Source organism: Mesorhizobium sp. WSM3864, from assembly GCF_002294955.1.
Lineage (GTDB): Bacteria > Pseudomonadota > Alphaproteobacteria > Rhizobiales > Rhizobiaceae > Mesorhizobium.
Genome location: NZ_NSGD01000014.1, coordinates 82,095 through 100,000, shown reverse-complemented (window position 1 = coordinate 100,000; position 17,906 = coordinate 82,095). Strand labels below are relative to the sequence as shown.

Sequence of the window (17,906 nt, the reverse complement as noted above, 5' to 3'; positions counted from 1 at the left end):
GCACTGCTGTCACAGTGACCCAGTATCAACATTAGAAAAACACGAAATTGCCTTCAAAAGGCCGGCCGGGCATCCTTGGCTGACAACAATGCCCGGCGGAACCAATTGATGCTGTTGACAGTTTGGGCAGGGATGGGACCCCAGTAGGAGAAAATCGATATGAAACGCCAACCACGGATTCTGGCAGGTACGGCAATCGGCCTGCTAATGGCATCCGCGCCGTTGGGCGCGTATCCGCTGCAGGCCGATCTCGGCCCTTCGCGGGGGACGCCGTTTATCCTAGCGCAGTCGAACTGCGCCGAAGGCCAATCGGCTGAGGAATGTGCGCAAGGCCAGCAGGGGCAAGCCGAGCAGCCGAGGAAAAAGAAGCGCGAGCAGCAGACGGAATCGGCGCCGGCCGAACAGTCCGCCGAGCCCGAGCAGAAGCCGCGCCGGAAGCGGCAGGACCAGCAGCAGTCCGGCCAGGCGGAAGAGGCGGCCCCGGCGGAGCAACAGCTCAAACCGCGCAAGAAACGCGATCAACAGCAGCAGATCGAGGCAGCCCCTGCCGATCAGGGCGGACAGGCTGCGACCGACGAGCAGCAGCCGCGCAAGAAGAAGCGCCAGCAGCAGACCGAAACCGCACCGGCCGAGCAGCCGGCCGAACAGGCCGCGCCGGCGAGCGACGAACAGCAGCCGCGCAGGAAGAAGCGCCAGCAGCAGCAAACCGAAACGGCGCCGGCAGAGCAGCCCGCCGAACAGGCGGCGCCGGCGAGCGACGAACAGCAGCCGCTCAGGAAGAAGCGCCAGCAGCAGCAAACCGAAACCGCACCGGCCGAGCAGCCTGCCGAACAGGCGGCGCCCGCCAACGACAACACGCCGCAGGACAAGCTGCGCAGGAAGAAGCGGGATCAGCAGCAAACCGAGACCGCACCGGCCGAGCAGGCGCCGAAGACCGAAGCTCCTGCCGGCGAGGCACAGCAGGCCGAGCCGCAGCAGAACAATCAGCAAGCAGCACCGGCCGAAGGCGAACAGCCTCTGGACAAGACCAAGCGTAGAAAGACGGTCGGCGAGCAGCCCGGCACCGGTCAGGCGGTGACGGGAGAGCAACCTTCGACCAAGCAGCCCTCCAGCGAAGGCCAGGCAACCACCCAGCCCGCTACCGGTGAGCAGCCGGCTGAAGGCGGCGCGAACGCCGGCGCTGCCGCACAGGGCGAGACCCCTGCCAACGCGAACGAGGCTCCCATCCTCGACAGCCAGAAGGATGTCGTTCGCAAGCGCAAGGGCCGCCAGCCGGCCGGCCAGAACGAGAATGGCCAGGCCGGTGTCGAGCAAGGCGGCAACCAGGCTGGACAGCAGGGCGGCAATCAGGCCGAGCAGCGGCCTGCCGCGATCGATCAGGGGCCGCCGCCCACCGACGACAAGGCGGCCCAGCAGGCGATCAAGCCTGAGAAGCTTGTTCCGGTCACCGAGGAAAAGGGCAAGCGGATCGAGCTTACGCCCGAGCAGGTGGTCCGCGAGCGCCGCCGGCCCCAGGGCGCGGATGTGGTGAAGCAGTTCGGCGACCGCGTGATCCTCCAGTTCAACAACCAGACTTTCGTGGAAAGCAACGAGGCTCCTCGCATCACCCGTGGCGCCAGGGACGTCTATTACGAGGATCTGCCGCGCGGCCGCACCCGCGAGACCGTGGAGCGCGAGAATGGCGTCAAGATCGTCACCATCCGCAACCGCAATGGCGACATTGTCCAGCGTTCGCGCATCACGCCTGACGGGCGCGAATATGTGCTGAGCTATGTCGACGAGCGCTATTACCAGGATGTCGACGACTGGCGCGATCCAGGCGACGACCTGCCGCCGATGCGTCTCGACATATCGCGTCGGGACTACATCCTGGATTCGGAAGAAGTCGAGGATCCGGACGAGTATTACACCTTCCTCGAGCAGCCGCCGGTGGAGAGGGTGCAGCGTCTCTACTCGATCGACGAGGTCAAGCGCTCGGCCCGCGTGCGCGACATCGCCCGGCGTATCGACCTCGACACGCTCAACTTCGATTTCGGCTCGGCGACTCTTTCCGACACCGAAGTGCAGAAGCTCGAAGGCGTGGCCACCGCCATGGACAAACTTCTCAAGAAGAACCCGGCCGAGACCTTCCTGATCGAGGGCCACACCGACGCCGTCGGTACGCCTGACGCGAACCTCGCACTGTCGGATCGGCGTGCCGAGGCGGTCGCCGAAGCGTTGACCAACGCTTTCGGCGTCCCGGCCGAGAACCTCACGACACAGGGCTATGGCGAGGAATATCTCAAGGTGAATACGTCTAGCCCGAACCGCGAGAACCGTCGTGTCGCCATCCGCCGCATCACCTCGCTGGTGGCGCCTGTGGCGAGCAACCAGCAATGACTTCAAGATCCTGAGCCGATTTTCGGAATCAGCGCGACAAGGTTGGGCCCGTCCGGATCCGGACGGGCCCTTTCTCTTGAAATTCAAGAAGAATTGTCCCGCTCATCCCGCCGTGCTCATTGAATCGCCGCATTGCGGCACCCAGATTCCAGTCAGGGCGTTCCCTGCCCTGTCCCGACTCCAGCGGGACACATGAGCCCCGCCGGCGCCCCTCTCCGGCGGGGCTTTATCTTGAAAATAAGTCCACCTGCCGGAAATACGGCGGAACCCCACAGAGCAATTCTAGGAGAATGCGCAGCGGTTTTCGGAATTGCGTAGATCAGGGCGAAACCGCCCCGGAACAGCTCAGGAAGCGTCTCGAACTCGCGTCGAATCCGTCGAAAGGCAGGAAGGGCGCCGCGGAATGAGGCGGCCGCGGGCTGTCAGTAGATCCTTCTGACCTTCGTCGGCGAGTTGGCGAACACCTCGTCAGGCACGAAGAAATCGCCGGCAAGCTGATCCGCCGCGCCTGGCGCATAGGCCGAAAAGTCCGTGACGCCCTCTGCCCGCAGCACCTCTTCGTCGATGTAGAAATTGCCGGTCGCCTCGCGCGCCGGCCGCAGAAAGATCGCGCGCGCGGCATCGGCCATGATGTCGGGCGAGCGGCTCATCGCAGCCACCGTGGCGCCACCCAGGAGATTGCGCACGGCGGCCGTGTCGATGGTCGAGATCGGCCATAGCGAATTGACGGCGATGCCGTCTTTGGCGAACTCGGCGCTCATGCCGAGCGTGCACATGGACATGCCGAACTTGGCCATCGTGTAGGCGACGTGGTTCTTGAACCACTTGGCCTTCATGTCGAGCGGCGGCGCCAGATTCAGGATGTGAGGATTCTTTGCCAACTTCAGGTGTGGAATGCACATTTTGGACACCAGGAACGTGCCGCGCGTGTTGATCTGGTGCATCAGATCGTAGCGCCTCATGTCGGTCTCCAGCGTGCCGGTAAGCTGGATGGCGCTGGCATTGTTGACGCAGATGTCGATGCCGCCGAACCGCTCGACGGTCTTTGCCACCGCCTCGCCGACCTGAGCCTCGTCGCGGATGTCGCAAAGCACCGGCAGCGCCTTGCCGCCGGCCTGCTCGATCTCTTCGGCCGCGCTGTAGATCGTGCCCGGCAGCTTCGGATGCGGCTCGGCGGTTTTGGCCGCAATCGTTATATTGGCGCCGTCGCGCGCCGCGCGCAGCGCGATCGCCAACCCAATCCCGCGCGATCCGCCCGAGATGAACAGCGTCTTTCCCTTGAGCGACATGTCTCGGCTCCCTCTGCAACAGGGAGGCAACTTGCGCGGCGGGCAGCCGTGGCGCAAGGCCAAAGGCACCGGACCGAGGTTACGCAGCGTCGTGCTGAAAGGGTCTAGACCAGCACCAGCCCTTGCCGCATCGCGATGGCGATCGCATCGGTGCGGTTGGCGGCGCCGAGCTTGATCAGGATCGCGGCGACGTGGAATTTCGCCGTGTGGACGGAGATGTTGAGCCGACGGGCGATCACCTTATTGGGCGCGCCTTCCGCCAGCAGTGCGAGCACTTCAGCCTCGCGCGGCGACAACGCCGCGCGGGGCTGGTTGTCGTCGGGCGTCTCGTCCTCGGACACCCCCGCGTGGAACTCGCCATGTGCACCAAGATCTGACGGTCCTGCCCGGCCGATGCGATAGCCGGTCGCCGCCAAGCGCAAGGCGGCGGCAATCAGCAGGCCGTCGGCGGACGCCGGCAGCGTCGCAAACACATTGCCGCCCGCCCTTTCATGGCCGGCGCGGCGCGACAGCAGCACACATGGCGTTGCCGGGCTCACGGCCCGGCTTTCCGAAGCAGCCTCATCGACCAAGGCGACATCCGCCGTTTGACCCATGCCGCTCCCGGCGAGGATCGGCAGCAGGTCCTCGCTCGCCGCAAGCGCATCGACCAGTTGCTCGGCTCGCGCCGCGTCGCCGAGCGCGATCAGCACCGTCAGCCGGTTGCTTGCCGGCTCCAGTCGAGCAATCGTTTGTATCGCGCTGCTTGCCATCGGCCCTCTCAGCTCAACGGCTTTTCGCCGATGGTGATCGAAACATCGCGCTCAGCGCCGCCACTCAAGATACCGAGCGTCACGGTGGTGCCGGCGCTGTCCGGCCCGAGCTTGCGGATAAGCTCGCGCGGCCCATGCACGGCCTCGCCATTCCAGGTGACGATGATGTCGCCGACATGCAGGCCGGCGGCTTTCGCCGGGCCGCTGTCGTCGAGGCTCATCACCATGGCGCCGTGGGTGTCGCTGTTGCGGATCGGGTGCAGCCCGGCACCGAGATAGCCGCGCGCGACATGTCCCTTCTGGCGCAGCGTCGCGACCGCCCGCTCGATCGTCTCGTAAGGCATGACCAGCGCCCGCCGGCGCGGCCCGAACAAGAGCATGCCGATCAGGCCGCCCTTGGCATCGAGCACCGGACCGCCCTCGAAGCGGCCGCCGGTGTTGATGGCCAGATTGATGCGGCGGTCGATCGCGCCGCCGCGCATCGAGCGCCAGGCGGACCCGACCTCGCCGACCGTGCCAAAGACCGCAAGTGCTGCCCCTTCGCTACTGCCGACGGCGATCGCCACATTGCCGGGGCGCACGGCAGCGGCCTCAGCCAGTTGCGGCAGACCGGCGGCGGCGGAAGCCGGCTTCAGCAGGGCAACGCCCGTCGAAGGGTCGCGGCCGGCAAGCTCGGCTTTCACAGTTTCGCCCGAGGCCAGCGTCAGCTCGATCTCCTCTCCGGCTTCGACCGCTTCCTCCGCGGTAACAAAGAAGCCGTCGCGCCAGTGGAAGGCGCTGGCGGTGCGGTGGTGATGCGTAGCGAAGCTTGCCAGCGCCGGCGCGGCGGCCGCCGCGACATCGGCAACGGCATCGGAAAAGGCACTGAGGTTGAAGTTGCTCATATCGATGATCTCCTGGGTTCTGTGACCCAGATATCGCTCCATGGCGCTGCCGCGGATACTCGCCTGACGGCTAGTCGAGTGCCTGACTGGCCATGTGGTCAGGTCGCGGCAATTGCTGCCGCTCCGCACATATAGGCATCGTTTGCGCCAGATCACACGGGAGCCCACCCATGGCCTTCGCCGCCGAAAAACTCCAATCCGATGACGCCTTGCTCGACGCCTACTCGGCGACGGTCGCCGACGCCGTCGATCGAATCGGACCGGCCGTCTGCCGCATCGAGCGCATTGGTGCCGGCGGCCATGGCTCGGGCTTCGTGATCGCTCAGGACGGGCTGGTCGTCACCAATTTCCACGTCGTCGGCGACGCCCGCGACGTTCGGGTCACGATGCCGGATGGCGCTTCGCGCGAGGGGCGCGTGCTTGGCCGCGACCCCGACACCGACATCGCGCTGGTGCGCGCCGACGGCAGCTTTGCCGACGTCGCCCCGCTCGGCGATTCCAAGCGCCTCAGGCGCGGCCAGATCGCGATCGCCATCGGCAATCCGCTCGGCTTCGAATGGACCGTCACCGCCGGCGTCGTCTCGGCGCTCGGCCGCTCGATGCGCGCCTCGACCGGCAGGCTGATCGACGACGTCATTCAGACCGATGCCGCGCTCAACCCCGGCAATTCCGGCGGACCGCTGGTGTCGTCGGCCGGCGAAGTCATCGGCGTCAACACCGCCATGATCCACGGCGCGCAAGGCATTGCCTTCGCGGTCGCCTCCAACACCGCCAATTTCGTCATTTCCGAGATCATCCGCTTCGGCCGCGTGCGCCGCGCCTTCATCGGCGTCTCTGCCGATACGACCAACCTGCCGCGCCGTGCCGCACTTCTCTCGCAGGTCACGACCAACACGGCCGTGCGCCTGCGCAGTGTCGAGAAGAACGGCCCCGCCGCGAGGGCTGGCCTGAAGGAAGGCGACATCATCGCCGCTATCGACGGCCGACCGGTCACCGGCGTCGATGATCTCGTGCGTATGCTCGACGCCGAACGTATCGGTCGCGAGACGCTCTGCACCGTCGTGCGCCCCACCGGCGTCAGCCAGGTCGCCGTGACGCCGGTGGCGCGGACGAACTGAGACCCGCTGTTCGGCCTAGCTCCCGGCCGCGCCATTGGCGTATTGCGCCAGGAATTCTTCGCTCGGCGCAATAGGCTTGATCACGTCGATCAGTACGCCGTTGGGATCCTTGGTGATGAAATGGCGCTGGCCGAAGGGCTCGTCGCGCAAGCTGCGCAGGATCGGCAGGCCTGCGGCGACGATGCGCTCATAGACGGCGTCGGGATCGCGGACCTCGAAATTGATCAGCAGGCCGGACGTGCGTCCCCGGCCCTCCTCAGGGATTGTCTCATGGTCCCCGTCGACGATGCCGAGATTGACGCGGCGATCCTCGGACGACTGCAGATGGACGTACCAGTCGCTGTCGAACAGCGCCTTGAAGCGGAAATGCTCGACATAAAAGGCGGCCGTGGCGGCGACGTCGCTGGTCATCAGCACCGGATAATAGCTGGTCGTCTTCATCTTTCTTTCTCCTGCCATCCGACATACAGTCTGTATGTAAATGCAAATAACATACAGGCTGTATGTATGCAACAAGAGTCTGGACGCCGCTCCAACCGCGACCGCACCGAGGCGACGCGCGCCGATCTGATCCGCGCGGCGCGCAAACTGTTTACGGAAAAATCCTATGCGGAGACGGGCACGCCGGAGATCGTGGCCGCCGCCGGCGTGACGCGTGGGGCGCTCTATCATCATTTTGCCGACAAGCAGGCGTTGTTCGCCGCGGTCGTCGATCAGGAGGCAGCGACCGTCGCAGCGGAGATCGACCGCGCCTCCCCCGCCTCGCTCTCGGCCCGCGATGCCTTGATCGCCGGCTCCGACGCCTATCTCGCGGCGATGCGCGCGCCCGGCCGCACTCGGCTTTTGCTGCTCGATGGACCGGCCGTGCTTGGCCGCGCGGCGATGGACGAGATCGACAACCGCCACGGCAACCGCTCGCTGCGCGAAGGCCTGGTCGGAGCCATGCGCGCGCGCTCGATGGTCAAGCTGCCGGCCGAGGCGCTGACCGCCCTGCTGGCCGCCGCCTTCGATCGTGCGGCTTTGGCCATCGAGGCCGGCGCATCGGCCGAGGATTATCGCGCCGTGCTGATCGCGCTCATGGACGGCTTGTCTCCGGCTCCTCCTCCGTCCAAACGCCCGGCTCCAGCTCGTTGAAGCAGCCGAGCTGCCGCTTGAACTCGTCGATGAGCCACGAAGCCGCCGGCTTGGGGCTGCGGTCGTTGCGGTGCATCGCGTACATCGGCGCACGCACCTCGCGATAAGGCTCGAGATCGAGCTCGACCAGCCGCCCGCTGGCGATGTCGTCGGCAATCAGCCAGCGCGGCAGCCCGCCCCAGCCGAGACCCTCACGCATCAGGGCGTGCTTGGTGCGCACATCGGTCAGCCGCCAGGTGCGATAGGCAAACACGCCATAGTCGCGGCCCCGCGTCCGCTCCGACTGGTCGGAGACGACAAGCTGGATGTGGTCGCGCAGATCTTCGATCGCAATTGGCTTCGGCAGTTTCGCCAGCGGGTGGTCGGGTGCGGCAGCCGGCACCAGCGAGATGAAGCCGATGCGCAGCAGATTGACGTCCGCATCGCCTTGCAGGCCGCCAAAGCCGAGGTCCGACTGGCCGTTGACGACCTGATCGACGATCAGGCCGAGCGAACCGATATAGAGGCGCAGCATCACCGCCGGGAACTGGGCCTCGAAAGCCTTGAGCACCCGCACGAGCGCCGGCGAAGGCAGCGCCACGTCGACCGACAGGCTCACTTCCGCCTCCAGCCCTTGCCTATAGCCGTCGGCGCGCGAGCGGATGCGCTGCAGCACGCCGATCATGCGCCGCGCGTCCTCCAGCATGGCCTTTCCGACATCGGTCAGTTGGGGCTCGCGCAGGCCTTCGCGCTCGAACAGTTTCAGGCCCAGTTGCGCTTCCAGGTTCGCGATGCCGTAGCTCACCACCGACTGCGCCCTGTTTAGCTTGCGCCCCGCGGCCGAGAAGCTGCCGGTGTCGGCCACCGCCACCAGGATCTGCAATTGGTCGAGCGTCGGATTTGGCTGCATGATCAATCCACATTCCCGATGGATACTATGCAAATAATACCAGTTTTCCGGATAGAGCGGCAACCCCATATTGGACGGGAAAGTCAATCCAACCCAAAAGGGGACACCGCCATGTCCATACTGCTTGTTACCTCCAGCCCGCGCGGCGCCGCCTCGCACTCGACCCGCGTCGCCACCGATCTTGCTCAGAAGCTGGTCGCCGCCGATCCGTCCAACACACTTGTCGTGCGCGACTTGGTCGCCGATCCGCTGCCGCATATCGATCCTGACTATGCCACCGGCATCTACACCCCGGCCGAGGCACGCAGCCCGCGTCAGGCCGAGGTGGTCGGCGTATCCGATGCGGTGCTCGACGAGCTGTTCGCGGCTGACACGATTATCCTCGCCACCGGTTTCATCAACTTCAACATTTCCTCGACGTTGAAGTCGTGGATCGACCACGTCGCACGCTCGGGCAGGACTTTTGCTTATGGTGAGAATGGCCCGAAGGGCTTGGTCGCCGGCAAGAAGGTCTATATCGTGCTTGCTTCGGGCGGCATCTATTCCGAGGGTGCCGCGGTGCAGATGGATCACGCCATCCCCTACCTGCGCGGCGTGCTTGCCTTCCTGGGCATGACGGACGTCGAAGTGATCCGCGTCGAAGGCGTCGGCATGGGCGCCGACGCGGTTACCGCCGCGCTTGCCAAGGCGACCGCCAAGGTGGATGCGATCGCTGCCGCGGCTGCTAACGCGGACGGGATCGCCGTGGCCGCGTAATCATTGCCCTGAGAATGAAGATACCCTGAGAATGACAAGGCGGGCGCCGATTGGCGCCTGCCTTTCTTGCATGTTCGTCAAGCCGTCCCGATCTGGAACGACTGTTTCTTCCCGCTGGTGCTGATCACCTTCGACAATTTGAGGAAACTGCCCCAGGGCCTGACGGTGTTCGTCGGATTCACCGCCGGCTAGCTGTTCACCGGGCTGACACTGGCGGCGCTGCCGAGTACCCTGTTCTATGTCGTGCCGTCGAAGCGGTTCATTGCCGGCATCACCCAAGCGGTCGAACAGGACGCGGTCGAACAGGGCGCGGCCGAATAGCGAAGAGATCAGATCAGGGCATCAAAAAGTGGCAAGCCAGAACAAGATCATCATCACCTGCGCGGTCACAGGCTCGATCCACACGCCGTCAATGTCGCCGCACTTGCCGGTGACGGCCGAGGAGATCGCGACCGCCGCTATCGAGGCGGCCGAGGCGGGTGCCGCGATCGTCCACCTTCATGCCCGCAATCCGGTCGACGGACGCCCCGACCAGTCGACCGAGGCGTTCGCCCCTTTCCTGCAGGTCATCAAGCAGCGCTCCAACTGCGTCGTCAACATCACCACCGGTGGTGCGGCGACGATGAGCGTGGAGGAACGCGTCAGGCCCGCGAAAGTCTTCGCGCCCGAGGTCGCCTCGCTCAACATGGGCTCGATGAACTTCGCGCTGTTTCCGATGCTGGAGCGCTTCAAGACGTTCGAGCATGAGTGGGAGCGGCCCTATCTCGAATCGTCGCGCGACCGGATCTTCCGCAACACTTTCGGCGATATCGAGCACATATTGCGCACCTGCGCCGACAACGGCACGCGCTTCGAGATCGAGTGCTACGACATCGGCCATCTCTATACCCTGGCGCATTTCGTCGAGCGCGGGCTGGTGAAGGCACCGTTCTTCGTCCAGAGCGTGTTCGGCATCCTCGGCGGAATCGGCACGCATCCGGAGGACGTCGCCCATATGAAGCGCACGGCCGATCGGCTGTTCGGCAACGAATATCACTGGTCGGTGCTGGGCGCCGGCCGCCACCAACTGCCGATCGCCACGCAGGCGATCGCGCTGGGCGGCAATGTGCGGGTTGGCCTGGAGGACTCGTTATGGATCGGCAAGGGCAAGCTTGCCCGCTCGAGCGCCGAACAAGTAACGAAGGTCCGCCAGATCATCGAGGGCTTCGGCGCCTCGATCGCCACGCCCGACGAGGCGCGGCACATCCTGCAGCTGAAGGGCGGCGACAAAGTCGCGTTCTGATCCCGACAAAAACGGACCCCGCGGCAACGCCTATCCGAACATCCGCTCGCCCTGCTCGTCGACGAGCTGGATGCCCTTCTTGATCGAGATGTCGACCGCATCGTCCAGCCCGGCGAAACGGTCGGCGCGGATGAAGCGGTGCTCCTTCATCACGCCGTCCACTTCCTTGGAGACGATGCCGCAGGTCTGGTACTGGCCGTCCGCCTTGTAGGGCGTGGCGCTGATCAGGAATCCCTTGTGCTCGACCTGCTTTGCCGGCTTCGCGGCTCCGGTGTCCGTCGCCTCACCACCGCCGCCGCCGAAAAGACGTTTCAGAAAAGACATAGCGCATCCTCCAACGGCAAATCGTCCTGCATCACATAGCGTGCCGCAGGACGATTTTCACTACAGCATGATCCCGAAAACTGTGCAGCGGTTTCGGGAAGAGCATGCTCACAAAGATAAACGGGATGACTTTTGGAAGTCATCCCGCTTTGACGGTCATTGGTCGAGCCAGCAATAGCTCCTTCAGTGCCGGGGCGGCTCATCGACGTGAGAGGGCCTCGAGCGCTGCGGCGGCGTCTTCCAGAATGCTGATCGCCTCGGCCTGCTTGTCCTCCGGCGCATCGACAATATCGCTGAGTGCGGCGCGTAGGCGGTGGCGCAGTGCGCGGAACCGGTCGCGCTTTTCGTGACGGCCACGCCGGCCGCCGTCCTCGCCCTCGTCGTTCCAGCCGAACCAGTCGCGCGCCTTGGCCATCTTGCGGCCGAACCGCTCGAGATGGTCGAGCACGTGATCGATCATCTCGCGATTTTGCTCGAGATGCGCCCTGCCCGCCTCGGTAATCGAGAACACCTTCTTGTTGCCTTCGCTTGACGAGACGGCATAGCCGGCCTCTTCGAGAAAGGTCAGCGTCGGATAGACCACGCCCGGGCTAGGGCTGTAGATGCCGCTGGTGCGTTCCTCCAGCGCCTTGATGATGTCGTAGCCGTGCCGCGGCGCCTCCGCCAGAAGCGACAGCGTGATCAGCTTGAGATCGCCATCGGCTAGCATGCGGCCGGCGCGGAACATGTCGCCCGGACCGCCGCGGCCGCCGCCGCGCATGCCCTGCCCGAAGGGACCAAAGCCGCCGCCGCGACCGCCGAAACGACCGGCCATGTGCATGAACATGCGCTGACCGAAATGGTTGTACCCGAAGGGACTATGCTTGTGCATGGATCGCTCCTTGAGTTCTATCTTACGATATATCTTAAGTAGGCGGCGGCTCGAGTCAAGTCAAGATATATCTTACGATGTATCTTGGTTCACGCCAAGCGAACTCGCCAGGCGGTCGAAATGCGACGCCACGCCCTGCGAAAACCGGCTACCAGCGGCCTTTGCGGCGGTTCCAGGCGTAGAGAAGATCGGCCAAGCGATCATAGACAAAGCGCGTCAGCCGCAGCACGGCCGGATTGCCGAACAGGGTGGCCAGCCATCCCTCGCCAGGCGTGAGCCGCCAGACGGCGATCGCCACATCGGCACCGACCAGCAGCTTGCCCTCGGCATCGGTCGCATGCAGCCGCCGGCGGACATCCTCGAGCGAAGCGCCGAAGGCTGAAAGCGCTTGCGGTTCGAAATTGATGTCGCGGAATTCGACGCGGCCGGACTTGACCGCTTCAATCAGCCGCCGTTTCTGGCGGTTGATGCCGGCATCACAAACCGGGCAGCGTGTGTTGTACCAGACAGTCAGCAACGGTTCAGGCATCGCGCGACTATCGGCGACCGAGCGCGGCACCGCAACAGCATCGAGCCGGGCTGTTTCCGGCGCTCTACCCCAGCGAACTGATGATCTCGCGGTAGGCGAATTCCGGAAACGCCTTCATCGTCCGCGTCCTGACATTGCCGCCCGACGACAACATCAGCGCGAAGCGGGCAAGCACGGCATCGTCCGGCGCTTCGACAATGGCGACCATGTCGCATTCGCCCATCGTCAGATAGAATGCCTTGAAAGATCCGCCCATTTCACCGAGCAGCTTCTTGGCGGCATCGAGCCGCTTCGGCGACTCCCGCACGTTCTTGGCGCCCAATTCGGTCCAGTTGATAAGCACGATGTAGGTTGTCATGGCACACCTCCCACCGGGAGCCACGGAGCGCGACGCCTGACAGTTGCGACCGGCGTCCGGGGCGGGCATCCGGCTTGTCGCCCACAAAATGCATCCGACCCTGAAATTATCCTCCTGTTGAGCAAGCCCGGCAAGGCGGCATAACAAATGACAGGAAATGAAAAAGGACGCCGAGGCGCCCTTTTTCGTATGTTGCGTTTCCGCTCAGCTGTCCAGGAAGCTTCTCAGCTTCCGCGAGCGGCTCGGATGCTTGAGCTTGCGCAGCGCCTTGGCCTCGATCTGACGGATACGCTCGCGGGTGACCGAGAACTGCTGGCCGACCTCTTCCAGCGTGTGGTCGGTGTTCATTCCGATGCCGAAGCGCATCCGCAGAACACGCTCCTCGCGCGGGGTGAGCGAAGCCAGCACGCGCGTGGTCGTCTCGCGCAGATTGGCTTGGATCGCCGCGTCGATCGGCAGGATCGCCATCTTGTCCTCGATGAAGTCGCCGAGATGCGAATCCTCCTCGTCGCCGACCGGCGTTTCGAGCGAGATCGGCTCCTTGGCGATCTTCAGCACCTTGCGCACTTTCTCGAGCGGCATTGCGAGCTTCTCTGCCAGCTCTTCCGGCGTCGGCTCGCGGCCGATCTCATGCAGCATCTGGCGCGAGGTACGGACGATCTTGTTGATCGTCTCGATCATGTGCACCGGAATGCGGATGGTGCGCGCCTGATCGGCGATCGAGCGGGTGATCGCCTGCCGGATCCACCATGTCGCGTAGGTCGAGAACTTGTAGCCGCGGCGGTACTCGAATTTGTCGACCGCCTTCATCAGGCCGATATTGCCTTCCTGGATCAGGTCCAGGAACTGCAGGCCGCGATTGGTATACTTCTTGGCGATGGAGATGACGAGCCGAAGGTTCGCTTCCACCATTTCCTTCTTGGCGATCGCGGCCTCGCGCTCGCCCTTCTGCACCTGGTTGACGATCCTGCGGAATTCCAGAATCGAGATCGCCGTCTCGGTGGCGAGGTTCTGGATCTCGGCGCGCAGCTCCTTGATCGCGTCCTTCTCGTTCTTGGTGAATTCCTTCCAGCCGCGCGACGTGAGATTCGCGATCGAGCGGGTCCAGTTCGGATCGAGCTCCGAGCCCTGATACTCCTTGAGGAACTCCTCGCGGCGCACTCCGTAGCTTTCGGCGAGCCGAAGCAGCTTGCCCTCGTTCTGCACCAGGCGTTTGTTGATGTCGTAGAGCTGCTCGACCAGCGCTTCGATGCGCGCGGTGTTGAGCGACAGCGACTTCACCGCCTTGATGAGCTGCTCCTTCAGCTCCTTCAGCCGGCGATCCTGGCTGGGCGAAAGCGTGCCGGCAGCCGCCAGCCGGTTCTCGACCTGTTGGTCCTGCAGTTTGCGAAGCTTCTTGTAAGTGTCGGCGATGACGTCGAGCGTCTCCATCACCTGCGGGCGCAGTTCCGCTTCCATCGCGGCAAGCGACAGGCTCGCCTCGTCCTCGTCGTCTTCCTCTTCTTCCAGCCCGCGCGTGTCGCCGCCGACATTGGTGATGTCGTCTTCTTCCTCGCGCGCCGCCGCGCGGCCGCGCGGCTTCTCCTCGGCCTTGGGCGCTTCCTCGACGCGTTCGACGACCGGCGCCTGCTTGGCCTCGGGGCCGGCATAGGTCGCCTCGAGGTCGATGATCTCGCGCAGCAGGATCTTCGATTCGTTGAGCTCGTCGCGCCAGATGATGATCGCCTGGAAGGTGAGCGGGCTCTCGCATAGGCCCGCGATCATCGTCTCGCGGCCGGCCTCGATGCGCTTGGCGATCGCGATTTCGCCCTCGCGCGACAGGAGCTCGACCGAGCCCATCTCGCGCAGATACATGCGCACCGGATCGTCGGTGCGGTCGGTCGGCTCTTTCTTGGTGGTCGTGGTGGCAACGGCGGTGCCGGTCTGCTCGGCAAGCTCGTTGGCGTCTTCCTCGGAGTCGGCGCCCGCGTCGCCGCCTTCCGCCTCCTCGCCCTGCTCGTCGTCCTCTACGACGTTGATGCCCATGTCGGACAGCATGGCCATCGTGTCCTCGATCTGCTCGGATGTCACTTCCTCCGAGGGCAGCACCGAGTTCAGTTCGTCCATGGTCACATAGCCGCGCTTCTTGGCGGCCTTGATCATCTTCTTGACAGCATCATCGGAAAGGTCGAGCAGCGGGCCATCTGTGGCGCCTTCACGTTCGGTCTCGACCTCTTCCTTTTCCTTTGTCGCCATTCTTTGTCGTCTCCAAGCGGCCGAATATCGAAGCCGCGTAAACTGCCGGACCGGTCAAACCGGATGCGCTCGCCCCAGAACGCTTCTTACCGGGCCAGTGACCGCATCATCTCTTTTGTTTGCTGCCTGTCGTTGCCCCAAAACCGGTTCCACTTTTGGGCGACATGCATTAAGTCCAGATTAACCCTGGTATCTGTGGCAGGCCTTTTGCCTGTCCAGTCGCCAGAACCTTACATCGCTCAAAATTTCCCACCGACGCCGGGCACGGTTAACGTTTCGAATCGTCCTGATTCCGCCAATCTGCCAGAAGGTCAAGCGCCTCTGGCATGATTCGCATGAAAAAAGCGAATCAATTGCCCGACTTAGAGGCGTCGAATCGACGCGCCTTGAGCATTTCCACTTCATTTCGGGCCGACCTGGGCCTAAGCGCGCCCAGCCCTGCCCGACGAAACGCCGAACCCTTCGATCAGCGCTTCCGTTGCCTGTACATCGTTGAATTGCGCTTGAATCTCAACGAGATGCCGAAAATTTTCGTCCGACGGGTCTGCATCGAGCGCCGCCTGCGCCTGTTTCAGCTCCCTATGTAAGGTGCGCGCGCTGCGCTGCAAGTGCAGCGCTTGGTTGAAGGCGTCCCGGGCATCGTCAAGTCCCGCGGTTTCGAGCGCCGGCCACTGCCGCGCCCGCTTGATCAGCGCCACCGCGCGTTCCCAGATGTCGCCGCATCCGGCGCGCTCGATGGTGGCGATGACTGCGTCGCGGTCGTCGGCCGCGTCATGCGCCATCGCGTCGAGGATGGCTGCATGCAGCCGCCTGAGATCCGAATTGGCAAGATCGAGGAATTCGACATGCGCGAAATTCTCGTCGATCAGCGGCGGATGGTTGACCAGCGCCACGATGATCGTCGCCTCGCGTACCGACATGGCCTCGCCCGTGCGCTTGACCAGCGCCGAGCGGCCGAGGCTTTCGGTGATGGCGGTGCGCGCGCCCGCAGCGCTCCGGCCAAACGCCCCGCCAGGCGCCGAACCTCTGCCGCGCTCGCCTGGCCGGCCGTCCTGGCGTCCCCCGTGTAGGCCTTGCCGCGCGCCGCGCTGCGAGCCGAAGAAGCTTAGGACGCGCTCGCGCATCTCCTGCTGATAGTGGTAGCGCAGGCTTTCGTCGCGGATGCGGCCGGTAAGCTCGCGCAGCGTCTTCTCGAGCTCCGCCCGCCGCTCCGGCGTATCGAACACGCCGCCGGCCGTCTCGCGCATCCACAGAAGATCGGCGAGCGGCCGCGCTTCCGAAAGCACCGCGCGGAACGCGTCCGGCCCATCCGCTTTGACCAGATCGTCGGGGTCCTTGCCTTCGGGCAGCAGCGCGAAGCGTGCCGAGCGCCCGGGCTGGATCGCCGGCAGGGCGAGGTCGGCGGCGCGCCAGGCGGCCTTCAGCCCGGCCTGGTCGCCGTCGAAGCAAAGCACCGGCTCGCCGGCCATGCGCCACAAAAGCTCGAGCTGGTTTTCGGTAAGCGCCGTGCCGAGAGGCGCCACGGCATTCTCGAAGCCGGCCTGTGCCAGCGCGATCACGTCCATATAGCCTTCGACGGCGATCACCGTGCCGCCCTTGGCCACCGCTTTGCGGGCGCGGGCGAAATTGTAGAGCACGTTGCCCTTGTGGAAGAGCTCGGTCTCCGGCGAGTTCATGTATTTCGCCAAAGCGTCCGGCGCCAGCGCCCGACCGCCGAAGGCGATGATCCTGCCGCGCGAATCCGGGATCGGGAACATGATGCGGTCGCGGAACCAGTCATAGGAGACCGGGATGTCGTCGCCATGCCGGACCAGTCCGCAGGCTTCGATATCGGCCTTCGGCACCCCCTTGTCGGCGAGGTATTCCTTGAGCGCGTTGCGGCTGTCCGGCGCATAGCCGAGCCGGAAGGACTGCTGCGTCGCCGGCGTCAGACCGCGGTCGCGCAGATAGGCGCGGGCCTTGGCGCCTTCCGGTCCCTGCAGGCGCTCCTGGAAGAAGACCGTCGCCATCTCCATGACGTCGGTCAGGCTGGCGCGTTCCTTCTCGCGCTTTTCTTCTTGGGCGTCGCGCACCGGCACCGGCACGCCGGCCATCTCTGCGATCCTTTCGACCGCTTCGGGAAAGCTCATGCCGTCGAGCTCGGTCAGGAACTTGAAATGATCACCCGAGACCGAACAGCCGAAACAGTGATAGCGCCCCTTCTTGTCCTCGCAGTGGAACGACGGGCTCTTTTCGCCGTGAAACGGGCAGCACGCCCAATAATCGCCGCGCGATGCGTTGGACTTCTTCCTATCCCAGGAAACGCGTTGACCGATCACCGAAGAAATCGGCACGCGGTCGCGTATCTCGTCGAGGAAGGCGGGTGGAAAGCGCATCGGGAAAGGCTCGTTTACCCTCCATATAATCAAGCCGCTTGGGCGCGACGACTCGATAAGCCCGATCGTACCCGCTTTTCACAGACAAAAAGAAGGCGGCCGCGCGGCCGCCTTCCCGTCTTTCGGACCATTCCCCGCTCAGTGCGCGGCGATCGCGCCGAAGATGATACCGGAGACGATGCTGACCAAAAGGTAGTCGTTGCCGACGCGAATCCACTCCTGGCCGGGGCCGGGACGGCGCAGCCCATAACGGTGCCAGTCGCGAACCGCCTGATGGCGCTTCCAGCTGGAATACTTCTGCCCATTGCGCCAATGGCTGCGCTTCACCACGACCTTCTTCTTCACGACGCGCTTCTCGACATGCCGGCCCGGCTTCTGCCAGTCGACCTGTGTGTAGGTCGATTGCGTCTCGCTCGGCTGAACGAGCGGCGCCGCCTGGCCCGAAAAGGCCGAAGCGGTCAGCATCGCGGCGGTCACGGTGGAAAGTATGAGACGCTTCATGGTCAGTGCTCCTTGGTTGTCGATAGGCAGGGAGATATTCCGGCTGGCATGAACCGAAACTGAACACCCTGGTTACAATTCCGTAATGAATTCCGTTGGTTACGCAAGCAGCTTCACCAATTTACAGAAACCGGTTCAAGCCCAGGCTTCGCGTCGACGCGACATTTGCCGCCTGTCCGACCGCGATCTGCAACCAAAGCACCTTCTATCCATTTCCGACACAGGCCGTC

General features: G+C 64.3%; 18 protein-coding genes. 6 read left to right on the top strand and 12 right to left on the bottom strand.

Going from position 1 to position 17,906, the window contains the following annotated elements; genetic code table 11:
• The first annotated feature begins 159 nt into the window (after positions 1–159).
• Positions 160–2,379: an OmpA family protein gene (locus CK215_RS23820; RefSeq protein ID WP_095832377.1), complete on the top strand. Its 2,220-nt coding sequence runs from the start codon at positions 160–162 to the stop codon at positions 2,377–2,379.
• 422 nt (positions 2,380–2,801) lie between these two features.
• On the opposite strand, the gene CK215_RS23815 is transcribed toward CK215_RS23820, so the two are convergent.
• The 3 genes from CK215_RS23815 to CK215_RS23805 all read right to left on the bottom strand — a co-directional run bounded on the left by CK215_RS23815 (position 2,802) and on the right by CK215_RS23805 (position 5,304).
• Positions 2,802–3,668 carry an NAD(P)-dependent oxidoreductase gene (locus tag CK215_RS23815; protein WP_095781351.1) on the bottom strand — a complete coding sequence of 289 codons (867 nt, stop codon included), beginning with the start codon at positions 3,666–3,668 and terminating at the stop codon, positions 2,802–2,804.
• 104 nt (positions 3,669–3,772) lie between these two features.
• A complete protein-coding gene (locus CK215_RS23810) occupies positions 3,773–4,420 on the bottom strand; it encodes a helix-turn-helix transcriptional regulator (protein ID WP_095832376.1) in 648 nt (215 codons plus the stop codon).
• An 8-nt stretch (positions 4,421–4,428) separates the two neighbouring features.
• Positions 4,429–5,304 carry a S1C family serine protease gene (locus CK215_RS23805; RefSeq protein ID WP_095781349.1) on the bottom strand — a complete coding sequence of 292 codons (876 nt, stop codon included), beginning with the start codon at positions 5,302–5,304 and terminating at the stop codon, positions 4,429–4,431.
• 170 nt (positions 5,305–5,474) lie between these two features.
• Between CK215_RS23805 and CK215_RS23800 the strand changes: the two genes are divergently transcribed.
• Positions 5,475–6,422 (top strand): trypsin-like peptidase domain-containing protein, encoded by a 948-nt coding sequence (locus CK215_RS23800; RefSeq protein WP_095832375.1) that lies wholly within the window; start codon positions 5,475–5,477, stop codon positions 6,420–6,422.
• A gap of 15 nt (positions 6,423–6,437) precedes the next feature.
• Here the strand turns inward: CK215_RS23800 and CK215_RS23795 are convergent, their stop codons facing one another.
• A complete protein-coding gene (locus CK215_RS23795) occupies positions 6,438–6,863 on the bottom strand; it encodes a VOC family protein (RefSeq protein ID WP_095832395.1) in 426 nt (141 codons plus the stop codon).
• A gap of 66 nt (positions 6,864–6,929) precedes the next feature.
• On the opposite strand from CK215_RS23795, the gene CK215_RS23790 reads away from it, so the two are divergent.
• Positions 6,930–7,556, top strand: a complete 627-nt coding sequence (locus tag CK215_RS23790; protein WP_095832374.1) for a TetR/AcrR family transcriptional regulator — start codon at positions 6,930–6,932, stop codon at positions 7,554–7,556.
• Here CK215_RS23790 and CK215_RS23785 read toward each other — a convergent pair.
• On the bottom strand, positions 7,498–8,445 hold the full coding sequence (locus CK215_RS23785) for a LysR family transcriptional regulator (RefSeq protein ID WP_066994956.1): 948 nt from the start codon (positions 8,443–8,445) through the stop codon (positions 7,498–7,500). The two genes, CK215_RS23790 and CK215_RS23785, sit on opposite strands and share 59 nt — an antisense overlap.
• Positions 8,446–8,556: 111 nt before the next feature.
• Here CK215_RS23785 and CK215_RS23780 point away from each other — a divergent pair, with 111 nt between their 5' ends.
• From CK215_RS23780 to CK215_RS23770, 3 genes are all read left to right on the top strand, one after another.
• On the top strand, positions 8,557–9,201 hold the full coding sequence (locus CK215_RS23780) for an FMN-dependent NADH-azoreductase (RefSeq protein ID WP_066994627.1): 645 nt from the start codon (positions 8,557–8,559) through the stop codon (positions 9,199–9,201).
• A gap of 66 nt (positions 9,202–9,267) precedes the next feature.
• Positions 9,268–9,393, top strand: coding sequence for a hypothetical protein (locus tag CK215_RS32290; protein ID WP_280953085.1), 126 nt, complete (start codon positions 9,268–9,270; stop codon positions 9,391–9,393).
• Between the two features lie 157 nt (positions 9,394–9,550).
• Positions 9,551–10,483, top strand: a complete 933-nt coding sequence (locus tag CK215_RS23770; RefSeq protein WP_066994624.1) for a 3-keto-5-aminohexanoate cleavage protein — start codon at positions 9,551–9,553, stop codon at positions 10,481–10,483.
• Positions 10,484–10,513: 30 nt separating this feature from the next.
• Here the strand turns inward: CK215_RS23770 and CK215_RS23765 are convergent, their stop codons facing one another.
• The 7 genes from CK215_RS23765 to CK215_RS23735 form a co-directional block, all read right to left on the bottom strand.
• A complete protein-coding gene (locus tag CK215_RS23765; RefSeq protein WP_066994621.1) occupies positions 10,514–10,807 on the bottom strand; it encodes an HlyU family transcriptional regulator in 294 nt (97 codons plus the stop codon).
• 199 nt (positions 10,808–11,006) lie between these two features.
• Entirely contained in the window at positions 11,007–11,678 is a 672-nt protein-coding gene (locus CK215_RS23760) for a PadR family transcriptional regulator (protein WP_066994618.1), read from the bottom strand.
• Positions 11,679–11,826: 148 nt separating this feature from the next.
• On the bottom strand, positions 11,827–12,207 hold the full coding sequence (locus tag CK215_RS23755; RefSeq protein WP_170950370.1) for a DCC1-like thiol-disulfide oxidoreductase family protein: 381 nt from the start codon (positions 12,205–12,207) through the stop codon (positions 11,827–11,829).
• Positions 12,208–12,271: 64 nt separating this feature from the next.
• Complete coding sequence (locus tag CK215_RS23750; protein ID WP_066994615.1) at positions 12,272–12,565, bottom strand: GYD domain-containing protein; 294 nt, start codon at positions 12,563–12,565, stop codon at positions 12,272–12,274.
• Between the two features lie 204 nt (positions 12,566–12,769).
• Positions 12,770–14,800 carry an RNA polymerase sigma factor RpoD gene (gene rpoD / locus CK215_RS23745; protein WP_095832373.1) on the bottom strand — a complete coding sequence of 677 codons (2,031 nt, stop codon included), beginning with the start codon at positions 14,798–14,800 and terminating at the stop codon, positions 12,770–12,772.
• A gap of 422 nt (positions 14,801–15,222) precedes the next feature.
• Positions 15,223–17,175 carry a DNA primase gene (dnaG, locus tag CK215_RS23740; RefSeq protein ID WP_095832372.1) on the bottom strand — a complete coding sequence of 651 codons (1,953 nt, stop codon included), beginning with the start codon at positions 17,173–17,175 and terminating at the stop codon, positions 15,223–15,225.
• A gap of 138 nt (positions 17,176–17,313) precedes the next feature.
• Positions 17,314–17,676 (bottom strand): RcnB family protein, encoded by a 363-nt coding sequence (locus tag CK215_RS23735; RefSeq protein ID WP_066994606.1) that lies wholly within the window; start codon positions 17,674–17,676, stop codon positions 17,314–17,316.
• Between the last annotated feature and the right edge of the window lie 230 nt (positions 17,677–17,906).

Excerpts from the sequence above, each read along its gene's own strand:
- CK215_RS23785 (WP_066994956.1), bottom strand. The coding sequence starts at position 8,445 with ATGCAGCCAAATCCGACGCTCGACCAATTGCAGATCCTGGTGGCGGTG.
- CK215_RS23750 (WP_066994615.1), bottom strand. The coding sequence starts at position 12,565 with ATGACAACCTACATCGTGCTTATCAACTGGACCGAATTGGGCGCCAAG.
- rpoD (WP_095832373.1), bottom strand. The coding sequence starts at position 14,800 with ATGGCGACAAAGGAAAAGGAAGAGGTCGAGACCGAACGTGAAGGCGCC.
- CK215_RS23735 (WP_066994606.1), bottom strand. The coding sequence starts at position 17,676 with ATGAAGCGTCTCATACTTTCCACCGTGACCGCCGCGATGCTGACCGCT.
- CK215_RS23815 (WP_095781351.1), bottom strand. The coding sequence starts at position 3,668 with ATGTCGCTCAAGGGAAAGACGCTGTTCATCTCGGGCGGATCGCGCGGG.
- CK215_RS23755 (WP_170950370.1), bottom strand. The coding sequence starts at position 12,207 with ATGCCTGAACCGTTGCTGACTGTCTGGTACAACACACGCTGCCCGGTT.
- CK215_RS23800 (WP_095832375.1), top strand. The coding sequence starts at position 5,475 with ATGGCCTTCGCCGCCGAAAAACTCCAATCCGATGACGCCTTGCTCGAC.
- CK215_RS23820 (WP_095832377.1), top strand. The coding sequence starts at position 160 with ATGAAACGCCAACCACGGATTCTGGCAGGTACGGCAATCGGCCTGCTA.
- CK215_RS23810 (WP_095832376.1), bottom strand. The coding sequence starts at position 4,420 with ATGGCAAGCAGCGCGATACAAACGATTGCTCGACTGGAGCCGGCAAGC.
- CK215_RS23765 (WP_066994621.1), bottom strand. The coding sequence starts at position 10,807 with ATGTCTTTTCTGAAACGTCTTTTCGGCGGCGGCGGTGGTGAGGCGACG.
- CK215_RS23780 (WP_066994627.1), top strand. The coding sequence starts at position 8,557 with ATGTCCATACTGCTTGTTACCTCCAGCCCGCGCGGCGCCGCCTCGCAC.
- CK215_RS23795 (WP_095832395.1), bottom strand. The coding sequence starts at position 6,863 with ATGAAGACGACCAGCTATTATCCGGTGCTGATGACCAGCGACGTCGCC.
- CK215_RS23805 (WP_095781349.1), bottom strand. The coding sequence starts at position 5,304 with ATGAGCAACTTCAACCTCAGTGCCTTTTCCGATGCCGTTGCCGATGTC.
- dnaG (WP_095832372.1), bottom strand. The coding sequence starts at position 17,175 with ATGCGCTTTCCACCCGCCTTCCTCGACGAGATACGCGACCGCGTGCCG.
- CK215_RS23760 (WP_066994618.1), bottom strand. The coding sequence starts at position 11,678 with ATGCACAAGCATAGTCCCTTCGGGTACAACCATTTCGGTCAGCGCATG.
- CK215_RS23790 (WP_095832374.1), top strand. The coding sequence starts at position 6,930 with ATGCAACAAGAGTCTGGACGCCGCTCCAACCGCGACCGCACCGAGGCG.